This window comes from Limisalsivibrio acetivorans (assembly GCF_000421105.1).
Lineage (GTDB): Bacteria > Chrysiogenota > Deferribacteres > Deferribacterales > Geovibrionaceae > Limisalsivibrio > Limisalsivibrio acetivorans.
Map to the genome: position 1 here is coordinate 564,386 of NZ_ATWF01000001.1, position 15,009 is coordinate 579,394.

Here is a 15,009-nt window from a genome sequence, read left to right on the forward strand (position 1 = left end):
TAGATATAATCAGACCCGGGACAAAGCCCCGGGCCGTATCGGTTAGTTTATTTTCCTTCCTGGAAGGTTTTCAGTAGCTCATTCTCTGTTGTCATAAAGAACTTCGTATTGTCCTTGTTTAGAGAATTTGTGTAGACCTCAAGTGAGCGAGTGAAATCGAAGAACTCAGGGTCCTTGTTATAGGCATCGGCATAGATTTTGATTACCTCAGCATCGGTTTCACCCTTAATCTCCTGAACCTCTCTATAAGCTTCTGCGAGGATAATGGCCTTTTCCTTGTCGGTTCTTGCCATAATCTTCTGAGCCTCTTCCCGCCCTTCGGAGCGGTACTGCTTGGCGATACGGTTTCTTTCAGCCTTCATCCTCTCGAAAACAGCCCGTTCGTTCTGGGTGGGGAGATCCGCACGCTTGATGCGTATGTCGTGGACGTAGATACCGTATTCCTTTGCCTTCTCCCGTGATAGCTTGGTCACGTTCTCCATGATCTCGTCCCTGTTGTCTTTGATAACCTCAATAAGGTTATGCTGACCAAGCTCGTTTCTCATCTCTGAATAGATAATGTCGTCAAGCCTGTTCAGGGCACTTCTTCTGTCACGAACTGTAAGGTAGAATTTAAGCGGTTCTTCAATCTGCCACTTGCAGAAATTGTCGATAACAAGTGTCTTCTTATCCTTGGTGAGGATTTCAGAAGGATCTGCATCGTACTCAAGGAGCTTTTTAGACATATAAACCGCTTCTTGAATTACAGGGATGCGGAAGTAGAATCCGGGATTGGTATGGCTCTTCTTCGGGCTTCCAAGCTGTGTTATAACCACCTGCTCGCTGATGTCGATAACAATGAAGAAAACCTTGAATATAACTATGGCAGCAAATATTATTGCCGGCAATATCATTAGTTTTTTCATTTCGCACCCCCCAGCTTTTCAAGTCCAAGGAATGGGCTAAGGTTGTCGATCTGATCGTCAAATATGAATTTATCTGTTTTGGAGAGAACCTGTTCCATAGTATCTAGGTACATTCTTTTTCTTGTAACCTCCGGTGATTTTACATAAGCTTCGAGCCTGTTGTTGAATCTAGAGGTATCACCAATTGCTTTTTCAACCTTTTCCCTTCTATAGCCTTCGGCCTCCTGAATCATAGCTTCAGCCTTACCCCTGGCCTGGGGGATGACCTCGTTCTGATAGGCTTCTGCTTCGTTTATGAAACGGTTCTTATCTTCTCTGGCGCTTGCAACATCTTTGAAGGATGCCACAACTTCGTCGGGAGGTGAAACGTCCTGAAGCTGAACCGCCACAATATCCACACCCGCCTTGTAATAGTCCAGGATTTCCTGCATGCGGATAAGGGTTTCGTTTTGGATTCTGTTCTTGCCAGTTGTGAGGATATCATCGATCATTTCACGTCCGGCAACCTCTCTGATCGTTGATTCTGCAACGTCTTTAATGGTTGTTTCCACCCTTGTTACATTGTACAGGAAGTTCTCAATCTGGGTAATCCTGTACTGAAGGCTCATATCGATGTTAACGATGTTTTCGTCCCCCGTTAGCATCTGTGCCTCTTTGGGGATTCCCTGGTAGCTGCCTCTACTGCTGGTTCGGAAGCCTATCTCAAGCCTGTGAACCTTTGTTACTACAGCTTTATCGATGGTCTCCACTGGCCAGGGTAGATGGTAGTGAGGTCCAGAGCCCACAACCCTGCTTATTTTACCGAAGCGCTTAACAACAGCCTCTTCGTTAGGCTTAACAATGAAAAAGCCGCTTCCGAGATATATCAGCACCAGAATAATCGCTATAAAAGAGCCGCCTGGAACCTTGTCCGGGAGCTTCATATCCTTCTTGAACTTGCCCAGATCAAGCTTTTCATCACCCCAAGGGCTGTTGTTTCCTGGTCCGCCGTTATCACTCATTAATTGCACCCCTCATTTTTTTCTTCTTGTTTGCAGACTATAACAGAAGGTAAGATTTAATAAAACGTTTTTTAAATGTTTGAAATTCTGGCAAAATTTGATAATATCATTATATGTCAGGAAAATGCCTCTGCCCGCAGGGACTTTCGGTATTTTTTATTTATTGATAGTGAAAACGTTCTCTCTGGCAGAAAATATGCAAATCGGAGGTAGACTATGGAGATAGGCAAGATCAGGAACGTAGCCTTCATTTCCCACGGTGGTGCGGGAAAAACGAGCCTTGTGGAAACGATACTTTTTAATGCAGGCTCAACAAACAGAATAGGCAGTGTGGAGAACGGTACGAGCGTGATGGATTATGATCCGGTAGAGATCGCAAGAAAGTTGTCTATCCACTCCAAGGTTTCCTCTGTTGACTGGAACAGGTTCCAGATAAACATCATCGACACCCCCGGGTACTCAAACTTCCTGCACGAAACAAAGGCCGCTGTTTCCGCTGTTGGCGGTGCTGTTGTTATCGCCTCGGCTATTACCGGTATTAAGGCAGAAACACAGCGTGTATGGCAGTTTGCCGATGAGAATGAACTCGCTAAAATAATCTTCGTTAACAAAATGGACAAGGATAGGGCGGACTTCTACCGTGCCCTAGGTGATATTGAACAGTCCTTCGGCGTTGTGCCCCTTCCTCTCTTTCTTCCCATAGGTAAAGAGGATAACTTTAAGGGGATAGTTGACCTTGTTAAGATGAAGGCCTATGTTTACCCCTCCGAGCCCACTGCGGAATATAAAGAAGAAGAGATCCCCGCAGATATGATGGAAGAGGTGGAGAAGTGGCGCACCAGGCTCGTTGAGTTTGTAAGCGAGACGGATGATGAGCTTATCGAGAAATACCTTGAAGGTGAAGAGCTTACCTTCGATGAAATAAAGAAAGGGCTACGCGAGGGAACTATCTCCAAGCAGTTTATCCCAGTGATTTGCGGTTCGGCGGTTAACAATATCGGAAGCAAGCTTCTCCTTGAAGCTATTATCGACTACCTACCATCACCCCTCGAAAGAGAGTATAAAGTTGCTAAGAATATCGATACTGATGAAGACTTTATCGCTGTTCCTGATGAGGCCGAATTTAGCGCATTTGTATTCAAGACATTTATAGACCCCTTCGCCGGAAAGCTTACCGTTTTCAGGGTTTATTCCGGTGAGATAACAGGTGATACAGAGGTTCTTAACACCAACAAGGGTAAGAAAGAGCGTCTCGGACAGCTTTTCCTTCTCCAGGGCAAGAACCACGTTAAGGTGGACAGGCTTGTGGCCGGCCAGATAGGTATGGTTGCCAAGCTCAAGAACACCGATACCTTCGATACACTCTGCACAGGCAAGCAGAAGGTTAAGTTTGACTCCGTAGAACTCAACGAGCCGGTTCTTTCATACAGCATCGTTCCCAAATCCAAAGAGGATGAGGACAAGGTCTCCTCCGGTCTTCATAAGCTGATGGAGGAGGATGCAGGGATTCGCCTTGATCGTGACGAACGCACAGGCGAACAGCTCATCAAGGGTATGGGACAGATGCACATCGAGATCGTTGTCGAAAGGCTTCGTGAGAAGTTCGGCGTTCAGGTGGAGCTTAAAACACCCAAAGTACCCTACATGGAGACGATCAAAGGAACCGCCAAGGGGCAGGGTAAATATAAGAAGCAGTCCGGCGGAAGAGGTCAGTATGGTGATGTCTGGATCGAGATGGAGCCGCTCCCAAGGGGTGGTGGTTTTGAGTTTGTAAACAAGATCGTCGGCGGAGCCGTTCCAAAGCAGTTCATACCCGCAGTTGAAAAGGGTATATACGAAGCCGCAAAGGAAGGCGCAATGGCTGGATACCCCATGGTTGACTTCAAAGTGACCCTCTATGACGGTTCCTATCACTCCGTTGACTCATCGGAGATGGCATTCACCATCGCCGGCTCTATGGCATACAAGAAGGTAGCCATGGATTGCAGACCTGTAATGCTGGAGCCAATAATGAACGTGGATATCTTCGTTCCCGACGACACTACAGGTACAGTTATCGGCGATCTCAACTCCAGGAGAGGTCGTATCGGAAATGTTGAGCCCGAGGCAAACGGTCAGCACATCCGTGCACAGGTCCCCATGTCCGAGGTACTAAGTTATGCACCCGATATTCGAAGCATGACAGGCGGACACGGCATGTTTACCATGGAGTTCAGCCATTACGAAGAGCTTCCTGGTCACCTTGCGGATAAAATTGTCGAGCAGAGTGCTGGGGAGTAATACTTCCCGGACTTGCGGCTGAAGAATAGAGGATGACAGATCTTAACCTATTAAAATATCATGACAGGAGCTTCTCGGAAATCCACAGGTTGCTCCATGGAGAGATGGAGGACGAGCTGTTTTCACTGCTCGTCCTCAACTCCAAGTCCGAGAAGAAAAAGAAAGGGAGCCTCCTTTCATATCTTGTCTATGCCGCCTCTATTCTCCTTGCTCTCGCCGCCGCCGCAGGGGCTTATCTATACTACAGCACAGATGCAGGTGTCATAGATCCTGGGAACGCTTCCGGCAACCGTACAACTGCAGAAACACCAGCTAAACAGACACGGCTCGAAAGGGAAGGCTACACAAAGATAGGCAGCATTATCTTTGTGGGGGATAACAAGAGTACGGAAGGTGCCGCCCTTGAGTCCGGCTTTCAGGATGAAAACGCAGTAAAGAGACCGGAGAAGCCCTTTGTTAAGCTGAAACCTCTAGAGGTTGATAAAGAACCCCCAAGGAAAAAGAGCATACCCGGCGGCAACTATGTTAAGGCGGGTAGAGAAAGACCTGCAGTAAAAGAAAAACCAGCCCGAAGCAGGCCGGATCAGAGCAGAACAGCTCAGAACAGTTCGGAGAAGGCCAAATCGGCTCCTGTTTCCGGAAACTATCGCATTCGCTTTGAGAATATAGGCGGGAGTGACTTCGAGGGTCTGAAGGGAAAGATATCTTCCGCTGGAATGCGTTATAACGTTGTGAGCAGCTACACAAAAACTGATACGGTATGGAGTCTTTACAGGCTTTCTCCAGGTTCGAAAACGGTGATTGCGGGACGTGGTGTTGAATTTGTAAAAAGTTTTACATCAAAGGAGGATGCGATACTTTATGCTAAAAGCAACAGCATCCCGGCATTGATAAAAACATCTGAGAGTAAAGCAAATTTCAGAACTGTAGATGTATGCTGTACCACCGTTGAACGAGCTAAAAAGTTTGGGTTGAACAGCGGAATCAATACGGAAAAGATCAAAATAATCCGCTCACAGGGCAAAAAAAATTGACGCTACAAAGATCTATGTATTATAATTGCTTAGTTTAATGGAGGTCTCACTATGACTAAGGCAGATATTGTAGAACAGGTTCACGAATCGCTCGGTCTTACTAAGAAGGATATCGCAAAGGTAGTGGACGAAGTATTTACTTCTATCCGCACAGAGATCCTTGAGAAGGACAACGTAAAAATCTCCGGTTTCGGTAACTTCGAGGTTAAGAAGAGAGGCCGCAGGATTGGCCGTAACCCTAAGACAGGCGTAGAAACTGTTATCGAGCCTAGAACCGTAGTAGTTTTCCGCCCCAGCCAGATATTCAAAGATGAGGTAAATGGCTGATAAGCTTTACTACAAAATCGGTGAGGTCTGCGAACTTACAGGCTTGAAGCCCTCCGTTCTCCGTTTCTGGGAGAAGGAGTTCAAGCAGCTTCGTCCGGTTAAATCCGGTGGGGGCCAGCGTTTCTATACAAGGAAGCATATCGAGCTTCTGGAAACACTAAAAGTGCTTCTATATGAGGAAAAGTACACCATTGAAGGTGTGCGCAGACGACTGGGAGGCGGTTACAGCCTCCCCGATGAAGAGAAAAAAACCTCCGAGAAGGATTATATTCTTCAAGAACTTCACTCGATTCTGGATATACTGAAATAGGTATAAATCTTCTAGTCTGATACTACCTTTTAGTGACCTGTCCTAATTTATGATACCGTTTCGTGGCTTTCGGATTGCAATGGGACCTGTAGGATCATTAAACCCCTGGGGCTCTTTGGTAGTAAAGTATACCCTCGTCAAACTCAGAGTTCATCCAGCATGCGGAACGCCTCCTCGGCATCTTCGCTGAATTTAATATTACGCACATCCTTTCCGTCGATGGATACAGCCTCACCAGCTTTTAAATCAAAGCTTTTTACATGCTCCACCTTCTCACCCTGAAACTCCTTTTTGAATGCTTCGAATTCGCTCATCTCTTCATCAACAAACTTCTTGAATGCGGCCATCTCTTCCTGTACATACCTTCGGAACTCACCCTCAAGGCTTGTGAACTCAAGCTCACCCTCACGGAGATAGATCCTGCAAGGTGGCATCTCCCCAGTATCAGTATCTGAAGCGTTTCCCAAATCAACCATAAACTGAGTCCCCTTAACACCTATAACTGTCGTCATAAGTTTGACCTGCATCCCCTTTGCGCTTTCCTGTTTCTCTATATCAAATATGACCTTCCCTTCGCCAGGGGCCACCTCCTTAAGTTCCAGAAACTCTACTGAGGAGCGTTCCATGAGAACTACTTTGGAGTTGTCTATTGTTATGGCAGCGGCGGTGGATTTCCTGCCTGTCCGGAGAGTGTCGCCTATAAAAATCGTGTGTCCTATATAAGAATCCTCACCCCTGACAGAGCCTCCGGCATGCAAACGCACCTTACCCTCACATTTATCCACCGTTGCAGCTTCAATATCTGCACTCTGAGAATCACCGGAATATGCGGTAGTAAAAGCAAATGATACAAGGACAATAATAAATATCAGTTTTCTTATCATCATCGGTGCTCCAAGTGAGTATTTCTTATAATTATACAGTATCATCCCCCTTTATGTAGTAAGAATTACCAGTTGCGGACATTAATACATTGTAGTACAAGTTCCTTAAAGTGCTGTCATATTGTTGATATTGTGAATCTTACCTTAAGCTTTCCATCTTTAAGGATATACTTAGTGTTGTCTGATATAATAGATGTGATGTGGAACATACTCTGAATGTAAAAGTCATTAATATATCAAGGAGGAACCTACAATGAAAAAATTACTTGTATTAGTGCTCGCTGTTGCATTCCTTACAGCCGCTTGTGGAGGTAAAAAGCCTGAAAAGAAGCTTGCAAACCCCTGCTTTGAGGGTGCGCCCTCATGGGTGCTTACCCCTGAGCTCGAAGGGAGCATAGCTGCTTCCGGCTCTGCAAAGATCGGTGCCGCAGGCGTACAGTTTGCAAAAACCGAAGCAATGGCATCGGGAAGGGATGAAATAGCACGTATTATGAGCGTTAAGGTCAAGAACATGGTTAAGAACTTCACTCAGCAGACCGGTGTAGGCGACGATCAGGTTGTGGACAAGGTTTCCGCACAGGTCTCTAAGCAGGTTGCAAACCAGACACTTACAGGCTCCAGACAAAAGGATATATGGGTCTCACCCTGCAACGAGCTCTACGTTCTTGTAGCCCTCGACCCTGGCAGTGTTCAGCAGGCCGTAAAGGAATCCGTAAGAACAAGCTTCAAGAATGAGCAGGCTCTCTGGCAGCAGTTCCAGGCAAAAAAGGCTCAGGATGAGCTTGATGCAGAAATCGAGAAGGAATTTGGCAGATAATATATAGACGGGGCGGAGCAATCCGCCCCTTTTTTGTTCATGGAGGAACGTTTGAGAAAGTTTGTTGTTCTCTCATTTATTATTCTATCGGTCTTTGCCGCCATTTCCTGCTCCCAGAAACAGGGGGTAACAAATACTTCTGAAAGACCGGCATGGTTCTATAAGCCGGGTAATGGTTATGAGTACGGTGGTGTTGGCATTGCCGGAAGGCATGTTCGCGGCCTTGATGCCCAGAGGAAGCTGGCAATATCCAGAGCTGTGGAATCCATCGCCTCTCAGATGGGTGTTGAGGTAAGCGGTTTTGTGAAAACAGAAACAACCCTTGAGAACGGAACAGCCTCATCCAATATGCAGAGTTACACACTACAGACCGTTACGGGAAAGAACGTTAAGGCTGTTATAAAAGAATTTTGGGAAGACCCTTATAGTAAAGAGCTTTATGTCTGGATGGTAGTAGAATGAAACGTGTTTTAGTACTTTTACTCATTTTCTGTTCACAGTTTTCTTTTGCCGATGATTTCGGCGACTTTATGAAAGAAATGGACAAGGGATACACGTCCCAACAGGATGATTTCGAGACTTACAATGAAGATATTAAGAAAGAATTCGAAAGATATAAAAGGATCGTCGATGAGGAGTTTGAGGCATATAAGAAGGAAATCGCCCTCAAATGGAGTTCACCGGAGATGACAGGACCCAAAAAATGGGTCGAATATAAAGATGATATGACAGCCCGCAGGAGTGTAGACTTCGATGCGGGTGAGTTTACCATAGAGATTATCGCAGAGAGCATAGACGGCATTGAAGCAGAGTTTGAGGGAATGCTTAAGGACATGCTGAGCGAAAACTATGCCGAAGCATACGAAAGGGATAAGCCCGCCAAAAGGATTGAGAAAAGGGCAGAGGAGGAGATAGGAGGATTGCTAAAGGGCTCGCCTGATGAATCCCTTGTGATCGGCTCTGCAATAACAGGAAAAGATAACCCAAACAGCAGGGATATCGAGGAAGCAACTGGAAAACTTCTGAAAGGGGCAGAGGTTAATGAAAAGCCTTCAAAAATTCCAGGAAAGAAGGTCTATGTCCTAAAAGGGAAACTCCCCAAGGGGATCTATGCGGCCAAGGCCAGGGAGATTGCTCCCATTGTTAGAAGGTATGCCTCTAAGTACAGCCAGAAGCCATCGCTCATATTCGCTGTGATACACACCGAGAGTGCATTCAACCCCATGGCACGCTCACATATACCCGCCTACGGCCTTATGCAAATCGTTCCTAAATCGGCCGGTGTTGATGTTGCCAAATATCTGACAGGTAAACAGACCATTCTAGCACCGTCGTATCTTTATGACAGGGAGAAGAACATCGAAGCAGGTGCAACCTATCTTCATATACTCTCAACAAGGTATCTAAGGTATATAGACAACTCCCTCAGCCGGCTATATTGCGCCATAGCCGCATATAATACAGGCTCCGGCAATGTTGCCCTTGCTTTTAACGGCAGGGATGCGGGGAGATACCGATACAGCGCAGCAAAAGCAGCGAAAAAGGTAAACCGTATGACACCAGAGCAGGTTTACTCATATCTCAGAAATAATCTCACATACGCAGAGGCGAGGAGCTATATAGCCAAGGTTACCTCACTTCTGCCAAAATACAGCTACTTCGATTGAGGATAGAAAGATGAAAAACATCATTATTACCTTCTTAGCCATCGCATTTATCCATGGTTGCGGTGCAAAAAGCGTTCAGGAACAGCAGCCGGAACCTAAGCGGAGTATTGAGACACAACAATCCGAGGCGGATAAAGCTTATGCAGAGCTGGATCGTGAAACGGGCGGGCAGACTGAAGTGGAAAAAGAACTTGAGGCAGAGATCCCAAGGGACAATAAGCCTGAGAAGAAGATGGACAGTGTGGTTCCCTCTCCCAGGGTTGATAAAATGGACAGCCTCCGCCCCGAGACAAAATATCCCATGAAAAACGGCTATCCTGTATGGTTCTATAATCCCAACTATGATGGCTATATCGGTGCTGTCGGCATATCAAAGAAACAGCCCAGAGGGGGTTATGTTCTTCAGAAGCGGCTGGCAAAAGCTCTCGCCATGAGCGAGCTTGCGAAAACTGTTAATGTTCTTGTGGAGAGTGAACTGAATATTACGAAGCTGAATGTAGACACAGAGACTGTTAAGTACTACAGGAAAAAGGTTGAATCCCTCTCCAGGCATAAAGCGGAAGAGGTTTTGAAGGATTATGAACTAAGGGATGAGTGGTATAACGATAAGACAGATGAGCTTTATGTATGGATGGTGATAAGGAAGTAAGTTAACTGCATCTATGCAAACCGCTATGCTTAATGTTAAAAATACCCAAGATTATTTCACCTAGGCATTAATGCTTTGACGAAGTTTTCCGATTAGGCTATCATGAGGTAGTTTGATGGAAAATGCTTACGAGGTTGTTTTCTTTAATCCTACATTCAAGAATGTGGACGGAAGCGGAGGATTGTTGATGAAAATATCTATGGAAGAGTTCAACGGATTTAAGGTTATGCATGTTGCTGGTAAGGTTGATATCCTCACCTCTTCAGAGATCCGTGCCAAGCTCTCCGAATCAGCCAAGGCGAAGGTTGAAGTTCTCATCGTAGATCTTGCCAAGGTTGTTTACATGGATTCATCCGGTCTCGCCACGTTTCTTGAAGGTCTAAAAAGTATGAAAGAATACGGTGGTGTACTTCGTCTTGTCAATATCCCCGAGCGGATCGACAAGGTTCTTAAGCTTATGAAGCTGGATCAGGTATTTGAGATTTATGATTCAGTTGAGGAAGCTGCTCGCTAGGCAACACTTTGTATTCTTTATTATATTTATGGAATTTACCATCCATGGAAATTCCATTGCTATTCGAGCGGGGGAACCCCGCTCTCTCGTTCTTCCGGCTACGTCAGAACAGCAAAGCTGTTCTTCCTTTCGCCTTCAGAGCCAACATCCATGTTGGCATTATTAATTTCAACCTTAAACGTAGGATTAGAATAAGCTTTCATGGATGGGATCATGTTATATATTAACCACTATAATTATCTTTCAAATGGGTTTTTGAGAGGTGCGGGGAACTTTGTTCCCTAAAAAGTTCCCTGCGATCTTAGCTTTACTAAATTATATTTATGGAATTTTCTATCCATATAATCTGGGAAATTCATCATCCAGAGAATTTCCCTGCCGCTATGCTCGGCAAAGCCTTCGCTCCGCTTACTTCCGGCTACGTCAGACCAGCAAAGCTGTTCTTCCTCTCGCCTTCAGGGCTTCCATCCGTGGAAGCCTCTTTACTCATAAACCTTCATTGTCAGAATTGAATCAAGTTGGCTCTAGTGTTTACGTTCAAGAGATAACAACGTGAGACGTGAAGAGATGTTCCAGTTAGATGGCTACTAGTAGCCCACAACCAGTTTTGTCACATACGCTCTTAATCCTCCCCGAATGTTTTTAAGCCGAGCGAGTGCTCACTTTTCCGCCCGGAATATTTCCCGCACGATAATCACTGCTAGAACCAAGAATCTCGAACAGAATTAAATGTGATGTGCTAGAGAACTCTTCAGAATCAGGGAATATTCAGGAAAAGGGAGTGCGAAGCGAGGGAACCGACATCAGTTATAAGTGTTTTATTAAAACACTTATAACAACGACGGATTAAAAACCCTGAGGGAATAGTTTTGCATACTTTTCTATGCGAATTGTAAATTGAATCTTATCACATCTCTATGCCCATGCTATCAAGTACTTCCATAGTTGTCATATACCCAAATCTTTTCTTAGGCCTATTGTTGATCTCTTCTACTGCCCTGTATACATCTTCACTCTTTACATCTTTAAAGCTTGTTCTCTTCGGAAAATACTGCCGAAGAAGCCCGTTCATGTTTTCGTTAAGTGCTCTTTCATTAGGACTCATCGGATTGCAGAAATAGAACTGTACTCCTACTGACTTATAACCGTAAAACTCTTTACCTCTATCTACTGTTATGGATTTAAACTTAGAGCTGCCAAAGCGCCTTATACACTCTATTGCTGAGCGGTTATATTCTTTTATAGACTTGTTCTCAAGTTTCTCAGCCCATATAAAACCAGTACTTCTCTCTACAAAAGTTGCTATATAACCGCTTTTGTTGTAACCACTTATAAGATCGCTCTCCCATACTCCAAAACCCTCTTCTGGACGGTCCTCAATGCGAGGAAGGTCTGTCTTGGCTGAACGACTTCCTGCCTTTATACCTATAGTGCGTTTACGACCTCGGTGTGTCCTGAAATACTTGTGGTAGCCACGTAAGGGAACATCCCTGTACTCATGGTCAATACCCTTGCGTACCCATAAATATATGCTCTTAAATGATATATGTTTATCTGACTCACACGGATAATCTCTCTTTAAACGACCGGATATCTGCTCCGGTGACCAGTGTTGTTCTAGTTTCTCTCGGACATAGTTTAACAAAAATCCCTTATCCTTACGAAATCCGCCCTTAGTCTTTTTGCGCCTACGTAAGGCTCGAGAGTGGGATGCTTTAGCTCGATATCTGTTACAGCAATCCTTATTACGACTGATTTCCTGACTTACAGCAGATTGTGTAATGCCTAATATTGCGGATATTTTACGTTGTGAGTATCCCTGGCGAAGTAGACGCTCTAGTATTTCTCGATCTCTAATGCTAAGATGCTTATGGCTCATTGCTGTGCTCCTCCTTCGGGAGAAAGTTTTTGTGGTGAAGACTGCATGGCATGAGCCTTTTTTATTTCATATTAGTGATAAGATTGCTATTACAATCTGCGTAAAAAGTATGTGGCGCGAGAGCGCAAGACAAAGGGATTAATGACTAATTTCGAATGTGATTATGTAAATAATAAGACTAAGGGGAAATTTTTAGGAAAAACTTTCCCCTTAGAATCCCCTTAAAAACCCATTTTAGGATTTTAAGAAAGTATTATACTAAAAGGATTCCATGAATGGAGGCCTATTGCATATCAACTATGATAGTATGATTAGCATAAGCTTTCATGGATGAAAGCTCGCTTGCGTAAGTGAGAAGGAAGCTTCTTCCTTCGAACGGCAGAATAATTTCCATGGAAGGAAAATTATTCAGATAGATAAATGAGTTTTTGAGGGGTTGTTAAGGGGTGGTTTGTTCCTAAAAAGCACCCCTTAAGTCTTTTCTATACATACTCAAATACGAAATCAAAAAAAACGCAGGGAACTTTCATACTGAAATAAGTATTAATAAAGCACAGCTTTATATAAGCTCCAGCAACGTACGACAGGATTTAAGTTTCTGTTCAAGGGCGGACTGGCAGTACTCGCAGAAGAATCTGATAAGCTCTATCTCCTGCTCCCTCGTGATCTTCATATTGCGGAAGATCTCCTTCTTTGGGATACTTCGGATATAAAAAAGCACCGCAGGCTTTATATAGATCCCCTTCCCTGCGCAATTTGAACATATGAATTCGTTATCAAACACATGTCCTGACTCCCCCTCCCCTCCACAGGATGAACATACGTATGGATCGAAGAACAGGCCAGCCTCCTGTAGTAGATGGTGGAGTATATAGGGAGTTACCTTGCGGTAGTTTTCTTCTGTATACCTGAGCAGATACTTCCACAGGCGCACATCCTTCTCCCGTTCCTGGCAGATTATATCAAGAACCTCAAAAACAAGGTGCAGGCGCAGGGATATATCATGAGTGCTGATATATTTATAGTAGGCAGGATCCCTCTCAAAGCCGTAATATCTGTTTAGATCGGAGTTTTCCTTAAGGTAAAGGTCGATAACGCCTGGGATAAAAGCGGGCAAGCCCCCTTTTTTGGTGAAGGCCTTGGGAACGAAGAGCTTGAGTTTACCCAAATCCTCTGTATAAACCTTTGCTATGGCGGAATCATCCGAATAGCGGATCAGCCTGTAGATAACCCCTCTGGTGGAAAGACGGCTCATACGAAAATATTAAACAACACCATCGATACACTGAAATATATTGTTAAACCGATGAGGTCGTTGAGCATTGTTATAAATGGACTCGAAGCCACAGCGGGGTCAAAATTAAGCTTAATAAGAGTTGTGGGAACCACTGTACCCGTAAAGGCTGCTATGGTCATGGCAGCAAACATCGCTGTGCCGACAATTACTCCGAGCAAAGGGGAGCCCGACCAGAATGGTGCTATGATTCCAAGCAACGTTCCACAGACAAAGCCCATGATCATGCCGACACGGACCTCTTTCATCATAACCTTGAATATGTCACGCTTCGCCACCTTACCCAGAGCAAGCCCCCGTATTAGGATCGTAGCGGATTGGCTACCAACGTTCCCCCCCATCGCCATAATGATGGGCATAAATGGAATGAGCACGGCGAAATTCGACATGTTGTTCTGGAAAACCGATGTTACAACACCCGCAAGAACTGCACCCGCAAAGGTGACTATGAGCCAAGGAAGACGCACCTTTGCAACCTTTGCTGAGTTATGCCCCATGAGAAGCTCGTCATCGGAGGAACCAACCATCATATAGATGTCCTCGGTGGCCTCCTCACGGATAATGTCGATAACATCATCAACGGTGATGATACCGGAAAGGACATGGAAGTCGTCCACAACGGGAATTGCAAGGAGGTCATACTTCTCAACTATCTTTGCCACATCCTCTTGATCCTCATGGTCACGAACGTATATAACATCCGTCGTCATTATCTCCTCAAGCTTCTTATCCGGTGAATTCAGAATAAGTTCCCGCAGGGAGATAACACCCACAAGCTTCCCCTCTTCGTCCGTAACATAGAGGTAGAAAACCATATCCACGTTCTCTGCGTTGTGAAGGCTCTTTGTGGCCTCCTTAACGGTCATGGTTTCGCAGAGGGAGAAGTAGCTGGTGTTCATGATAGAACCGGCGGTGTATTCCTGATAGCTGAGGAGCTGTTCAACCTCGCTCATCTCGCCGCTTCCGATTATATTAAGTACAGACTGGGATGTCTCATCGGGTATGATACGCAGAACAAGGGCGGCATCATCCGATTCCATATGCTCAACAATCTGGGCGATATCGTCCGGTTTTTTCTCTGCCAGCATGGCGATAATCTCCGCCTCGCTAAGCTCTGGAACGATATCTGCAAGAAGCTGTTTATCCTTTATATTGCTAATAAGCTTTTTTGCATCAAGGTCATTCAGGTTAGAGTATATAGTTGCAATATCCGCCGGGTGCAGCTTTGCAATCATCTTCTCAAGAGGAGCCTTTGCGTTTCTTCTGAGAAGTTTTCTTACGCTTTCAAGGGTTACCTTAAGTCTTGGTGTCAGCATTTCATACCCCCTTGTACAGCGGTGCTATCCGCATATTACAGCACTAATCAATCTATCTGAGGGTGCCGTTTAATGAATTTTATAAATGTTCAGGGTTACATAATACAACATTTTGGAGCAGAATGCAGATTA

15 protein-coding genes are annotated in these 15,009 nt (G+C 44.9%); 9 read left to right on the forward strand and 6 right to left on the reverse strand.

Features of this window, described 5'->3' with window-relative positions:
• Window positions 1–47 precede the first annotated feature (47 nt).
• The gene (gene hflC / locus K300_RS0102675) at window positions 48–905 is read right to left on the reverse strand and encodes a protease modulator HflC (protein ID WP_022850120.1); all 858 of its coding nucleotides are present in this window, start codon (window positions 903–905) and stop codon (window positions 48–50) included.
• Window positions 902–1,906 carry an FtsH protease activity modulator HflK gene (hflK, locus tag K300_RS0102680; RefSeq protein WP_022850121.1) on the reverse strand — a complete coding sequence of 335 codons (1,005 nt, stop codon included), beginning with the start codon at window positions 1,904–1,906 and terminating at the stop codon, window positions 902–904. The genes hflC and hflK overlap by 4 nt, the downstream gene beginning before the upstream one ends.
• 216 nt (window positions 1,907–2,122) lie before the next feature.
• Between hflK and fusA the strand changes: the two genes are divergently transcribed.
• Genes fusA through K300_RS0102700 form a run of 4 tightly spaced genes read left to right on the forward strand, consistent with a single transcriptional unit; the run spans window position 2,123 to window position 5,857 of the window.
• Entirely contained in the window at window positions 2,123–4,186 is a 2,064-nt protein-coding gene (gene fusA, locus K300_RS0102685) for an elongation factor G (RefSeq protein ID WP_022850122.1), read from the forward strand.
• A 32-nt stretch (window positions 4,187–4,218) separates the two neighbouring features.
• Window positions 4,219–5,220 carry a hypothetical protein gene (locus tag K300_RS0102690; RefSeq protein WP_022850123.1) on the forward strand — a complete coding sequence of 334 codons (1,002 nt, stop codon included), beginning with the start codon at window positions 4,219–4,221 and terminating at the stop codon, window positions 5,218–5,220.
• 51 nt (window positions 5,221–5,271) lie between these two features.
• Window positions 5,272–5,547 (forward strand): integration host factor subunit alpha, encoded by a 276-nt coding sequence (locus K300_RS0102695; protein WP_022850124.1) that lies wholly within the window; start codon window positions 5,272–5,274, stop codon window positions 5,545–5,547.
• A complete protein-coding gene (locus K300_RS0102700; RefSeq protein WP_022850125.1) occupies window positions 5,540–5,857 on the forward strand; it encodes a MerR family transcriptional regulator in 318 nt (105 codons plus the stop codon). The genes K300_RS0102695 and K300_RS0102700 overlap by 8 nt, the downstream gene beginning before the upstream one ends.
• A gap of 143 nt (window positions 5,858–6,000) precedes the next feature.
• Here K300_RS0102700 and K300_RS0102705 read toward each other — a convergent pair whose 3' ends face one another.
• Window positions 6,001–6,744 (reverse strand): FecR domain-containing protein, encoded by a 744-nt coding sequence (locus K300_RS0102705; protein ID WP_022850126.1) that lies wholly within the window; start codon window positions 6,742–6,744, stop codon window positions 6,001–6,003.
• A 250-nt stretch (window positions 6,745–6,994) separates the two neighbouring features.
• On the opposite strand from K300_RS0102705, the gene K300_RS0102710 reads away from it, so the two are divergent.
• The 5 genes from K300_RS0102710 to K300_RS0102730 all read left to right on the forward strand — a co-directional run bounded on the left by K300_RS0102710 (window position 6,995) and on the right by K300_RS0102730 (window position 10,388).
• Entirely contained in the window at window positions 6,995–7,558 is a 564-nt protein-coding gene (locus K300_RS0102710; protein WP_022850127.1) for an LPP20 family lipoprotein, read from the forward strand.
• Between the two features lie 51 nt (window positions 7,559–7,609).
• Complete coding sequence (locus K300_RS0102715; protein WP_022850128.1) at window positions 7,610–8,020, forward strand: hypothetical protein; 411 nt, start codon at window positions 7,610–7,612, stop codon at window positions 8,018–8,020.
• Window positions 8,017–9,225 (forward strand): transglycosylase SLT domain-containing protein, encoded by a 1,209-nt coding sequence (locus K300_RS0102720; RefSeq protein WP_022850129.1) that lies wholly within the window; start codon window positions 8,017–8,019, stop codon window positions 9,223–9,225. Before K300_RS0102715 ends, K300_RS0102720 begins: the two co-directional genes overlap by 4 nt.
• Before the next feature lie 10 nt (window positions 9,226–9,235).
• Window positions 9,236–9,874 carry an LPP20 family lipoprotein gene (locus K300_RS14330; protein ID WP_022850130.1) on the forward strand — a complete coding sequence of 213 codons (639 nt, stop codon included), beginning with the start codon at window positions 9,236–9,238 and terminating at the stop codon, window positions 9,872–9,874.
• A gap of 115 nt (window positions 9,875–9,989) precedes the next feature.
• Window positions 9,990–10,388 carry an STAS domain-containing protein gene (locus tag K300_RS0102730; RefSeq protein WP_022850131.1) on the forward strand — a complete coding sequence of 133 codons (399 nt, stop codon included), beginning with the start codon at window positions 9,990–9,992 and terminating at the stop codon, window positions 10,386–10,388.
• Between the two features lie 907 nt (window positions 10,389–11,295).
• Here K300_RS0102730 and K300_RS0102735 read toward each other — a convergent pair.
• The 3 genes from K300_RS0102735 to mgtE all read right to left on the reverse strand — a co-directional run bounded on the left by K300_RS0102735 (window position 11,296) and on the right by mgtE (window position 14,877).
• A complete protein-coding gene (locus K300_RS0102735) occupies window positions 11,296–12,267 on the reverse strand; it encodes an IS30 family transposase (RefSeq protein WP_022850132.1) in 972 nt (323 codons plus the stop codon).
• A 559-nt stretch (window positions 12,268–12,826) separates the two neighbouring features.
• The gene (gene recO, locus K300_RS0102740; RefSeq protein ID WP_022850133.1) at window positions 12,827–13,522 is read right to left on the reverse strand and encodes a DNA repair protein RecO; all 696 of its coding nucleotides are present in this window, start codon (window positions 13,520–13,522) and stop codon (window positions 12,827–12,829) included.
• Window positions 13,519–14,877 (reverse strand): magnesium transporter, encoded by a 1,359-nt coding sequence (gene mgtE, locus K300_RS0102745; RefSeq protein ID WP_022850134.1) that lies wholly within the window; start codon window positions 14,875–14,877, stop codon window positions 13,519–13,521. The genes recO and mgtE overlap by 4 nt, the downstream gene beginning before the upstream one ends.
• Window positions 14,878–15,009: the final 132 nt, after the last annotated feature.

Coding starts and splice junctions, on each gene's coding strand:
- hflC (WP_022850120.1), bottom strand. CDS start 905: ATGAAAAAACTAATGATATTGCCGGCAATAATATTTGCTGCCATAGTT.
- hflK (WP_022850121.1), bottom strand. CDS start 1,906: ATGAGTGATAACGGCGGACCAGGAAACAACAGCCCTTGGGGTGATGAA.
- fusA (WP_022850122.1), top strand. CDS start 2,123: ATGGAGATAGGCAAGATCAGGAACGTAGCCTTCATTTCCCACGGTGGT.
- K300_RS0102690 (WP_022850123.1), top strand. CDS start 4,219: ATGACAGATCTTAACCTATTAAAATATCATGACAGGAGCTTCTCGGAA.
- K300_RS0102695 (WP_022850124.1), top strand. CDS start 5,272: ATGACTAAGGCAGATATTGTAGAACAGGTTCACGAATCGCTCGGTCTT.
- K300_RS0102700 (WP_022850125.1), top strand. CDS start 5,540: ATGGCTGATAAGCTTTACTACAAAATCGGTGAGGTCTGCGAACTTACA.
- K300_RS0102705 (WP_022850126.1), bottom strand. CDS start 6,744: ATGATGATAAGAAAACTGATATTTATTATTGTCCTTGTATCATTTGCT.
- K300_RS0102710 (WP_022850127.1), top strand. CDS start 6,995: ATGAAAAAATTACTTGTATTAGTGCTCGCTGTTGCATTCCTTACAGCC.
- K300_RS0102720 (WP_022850129.1), top strand. CDS start 8,017: ATGAAACGTGTTTTAGTACTTTTACTCATTTTCTGTTCACAGTTTTCT.
- K300_RS14330 (WP_022850130.1), top strand. CDS start 9,236: ATGAAAAACATCATTATTACCTTCTTAGCCATCGCATTTATCCATGGT.
- K300_RS0102730 (WP_022850131.1), top strand. CDS start 9,990: ATGGAAAATGCTTACGAGGTTGTTTTCTTTAATCCTACATTCAAGAAT.
- K300_RS0102735 (WP_022850132.1), bottom strand. CDS start 12,267: ATGAGCCATAAGCATCTTAGCATTAGAGATCGAGAAATACTAGAGCGT.
- recO (WP_022850133.1), bottom strand. CDS start 13,522: ATGAGCCGTCTTTCCACCAGAGGGGTTATCTACAGGCTGATCCGCTAT.
- mgtE (WP_022850134.1), bottom strand. CDS start 14,877: ATGCTGACACCAAGACTTAAGGTAACCCTTGAAAGCGTAAGAAAACTT.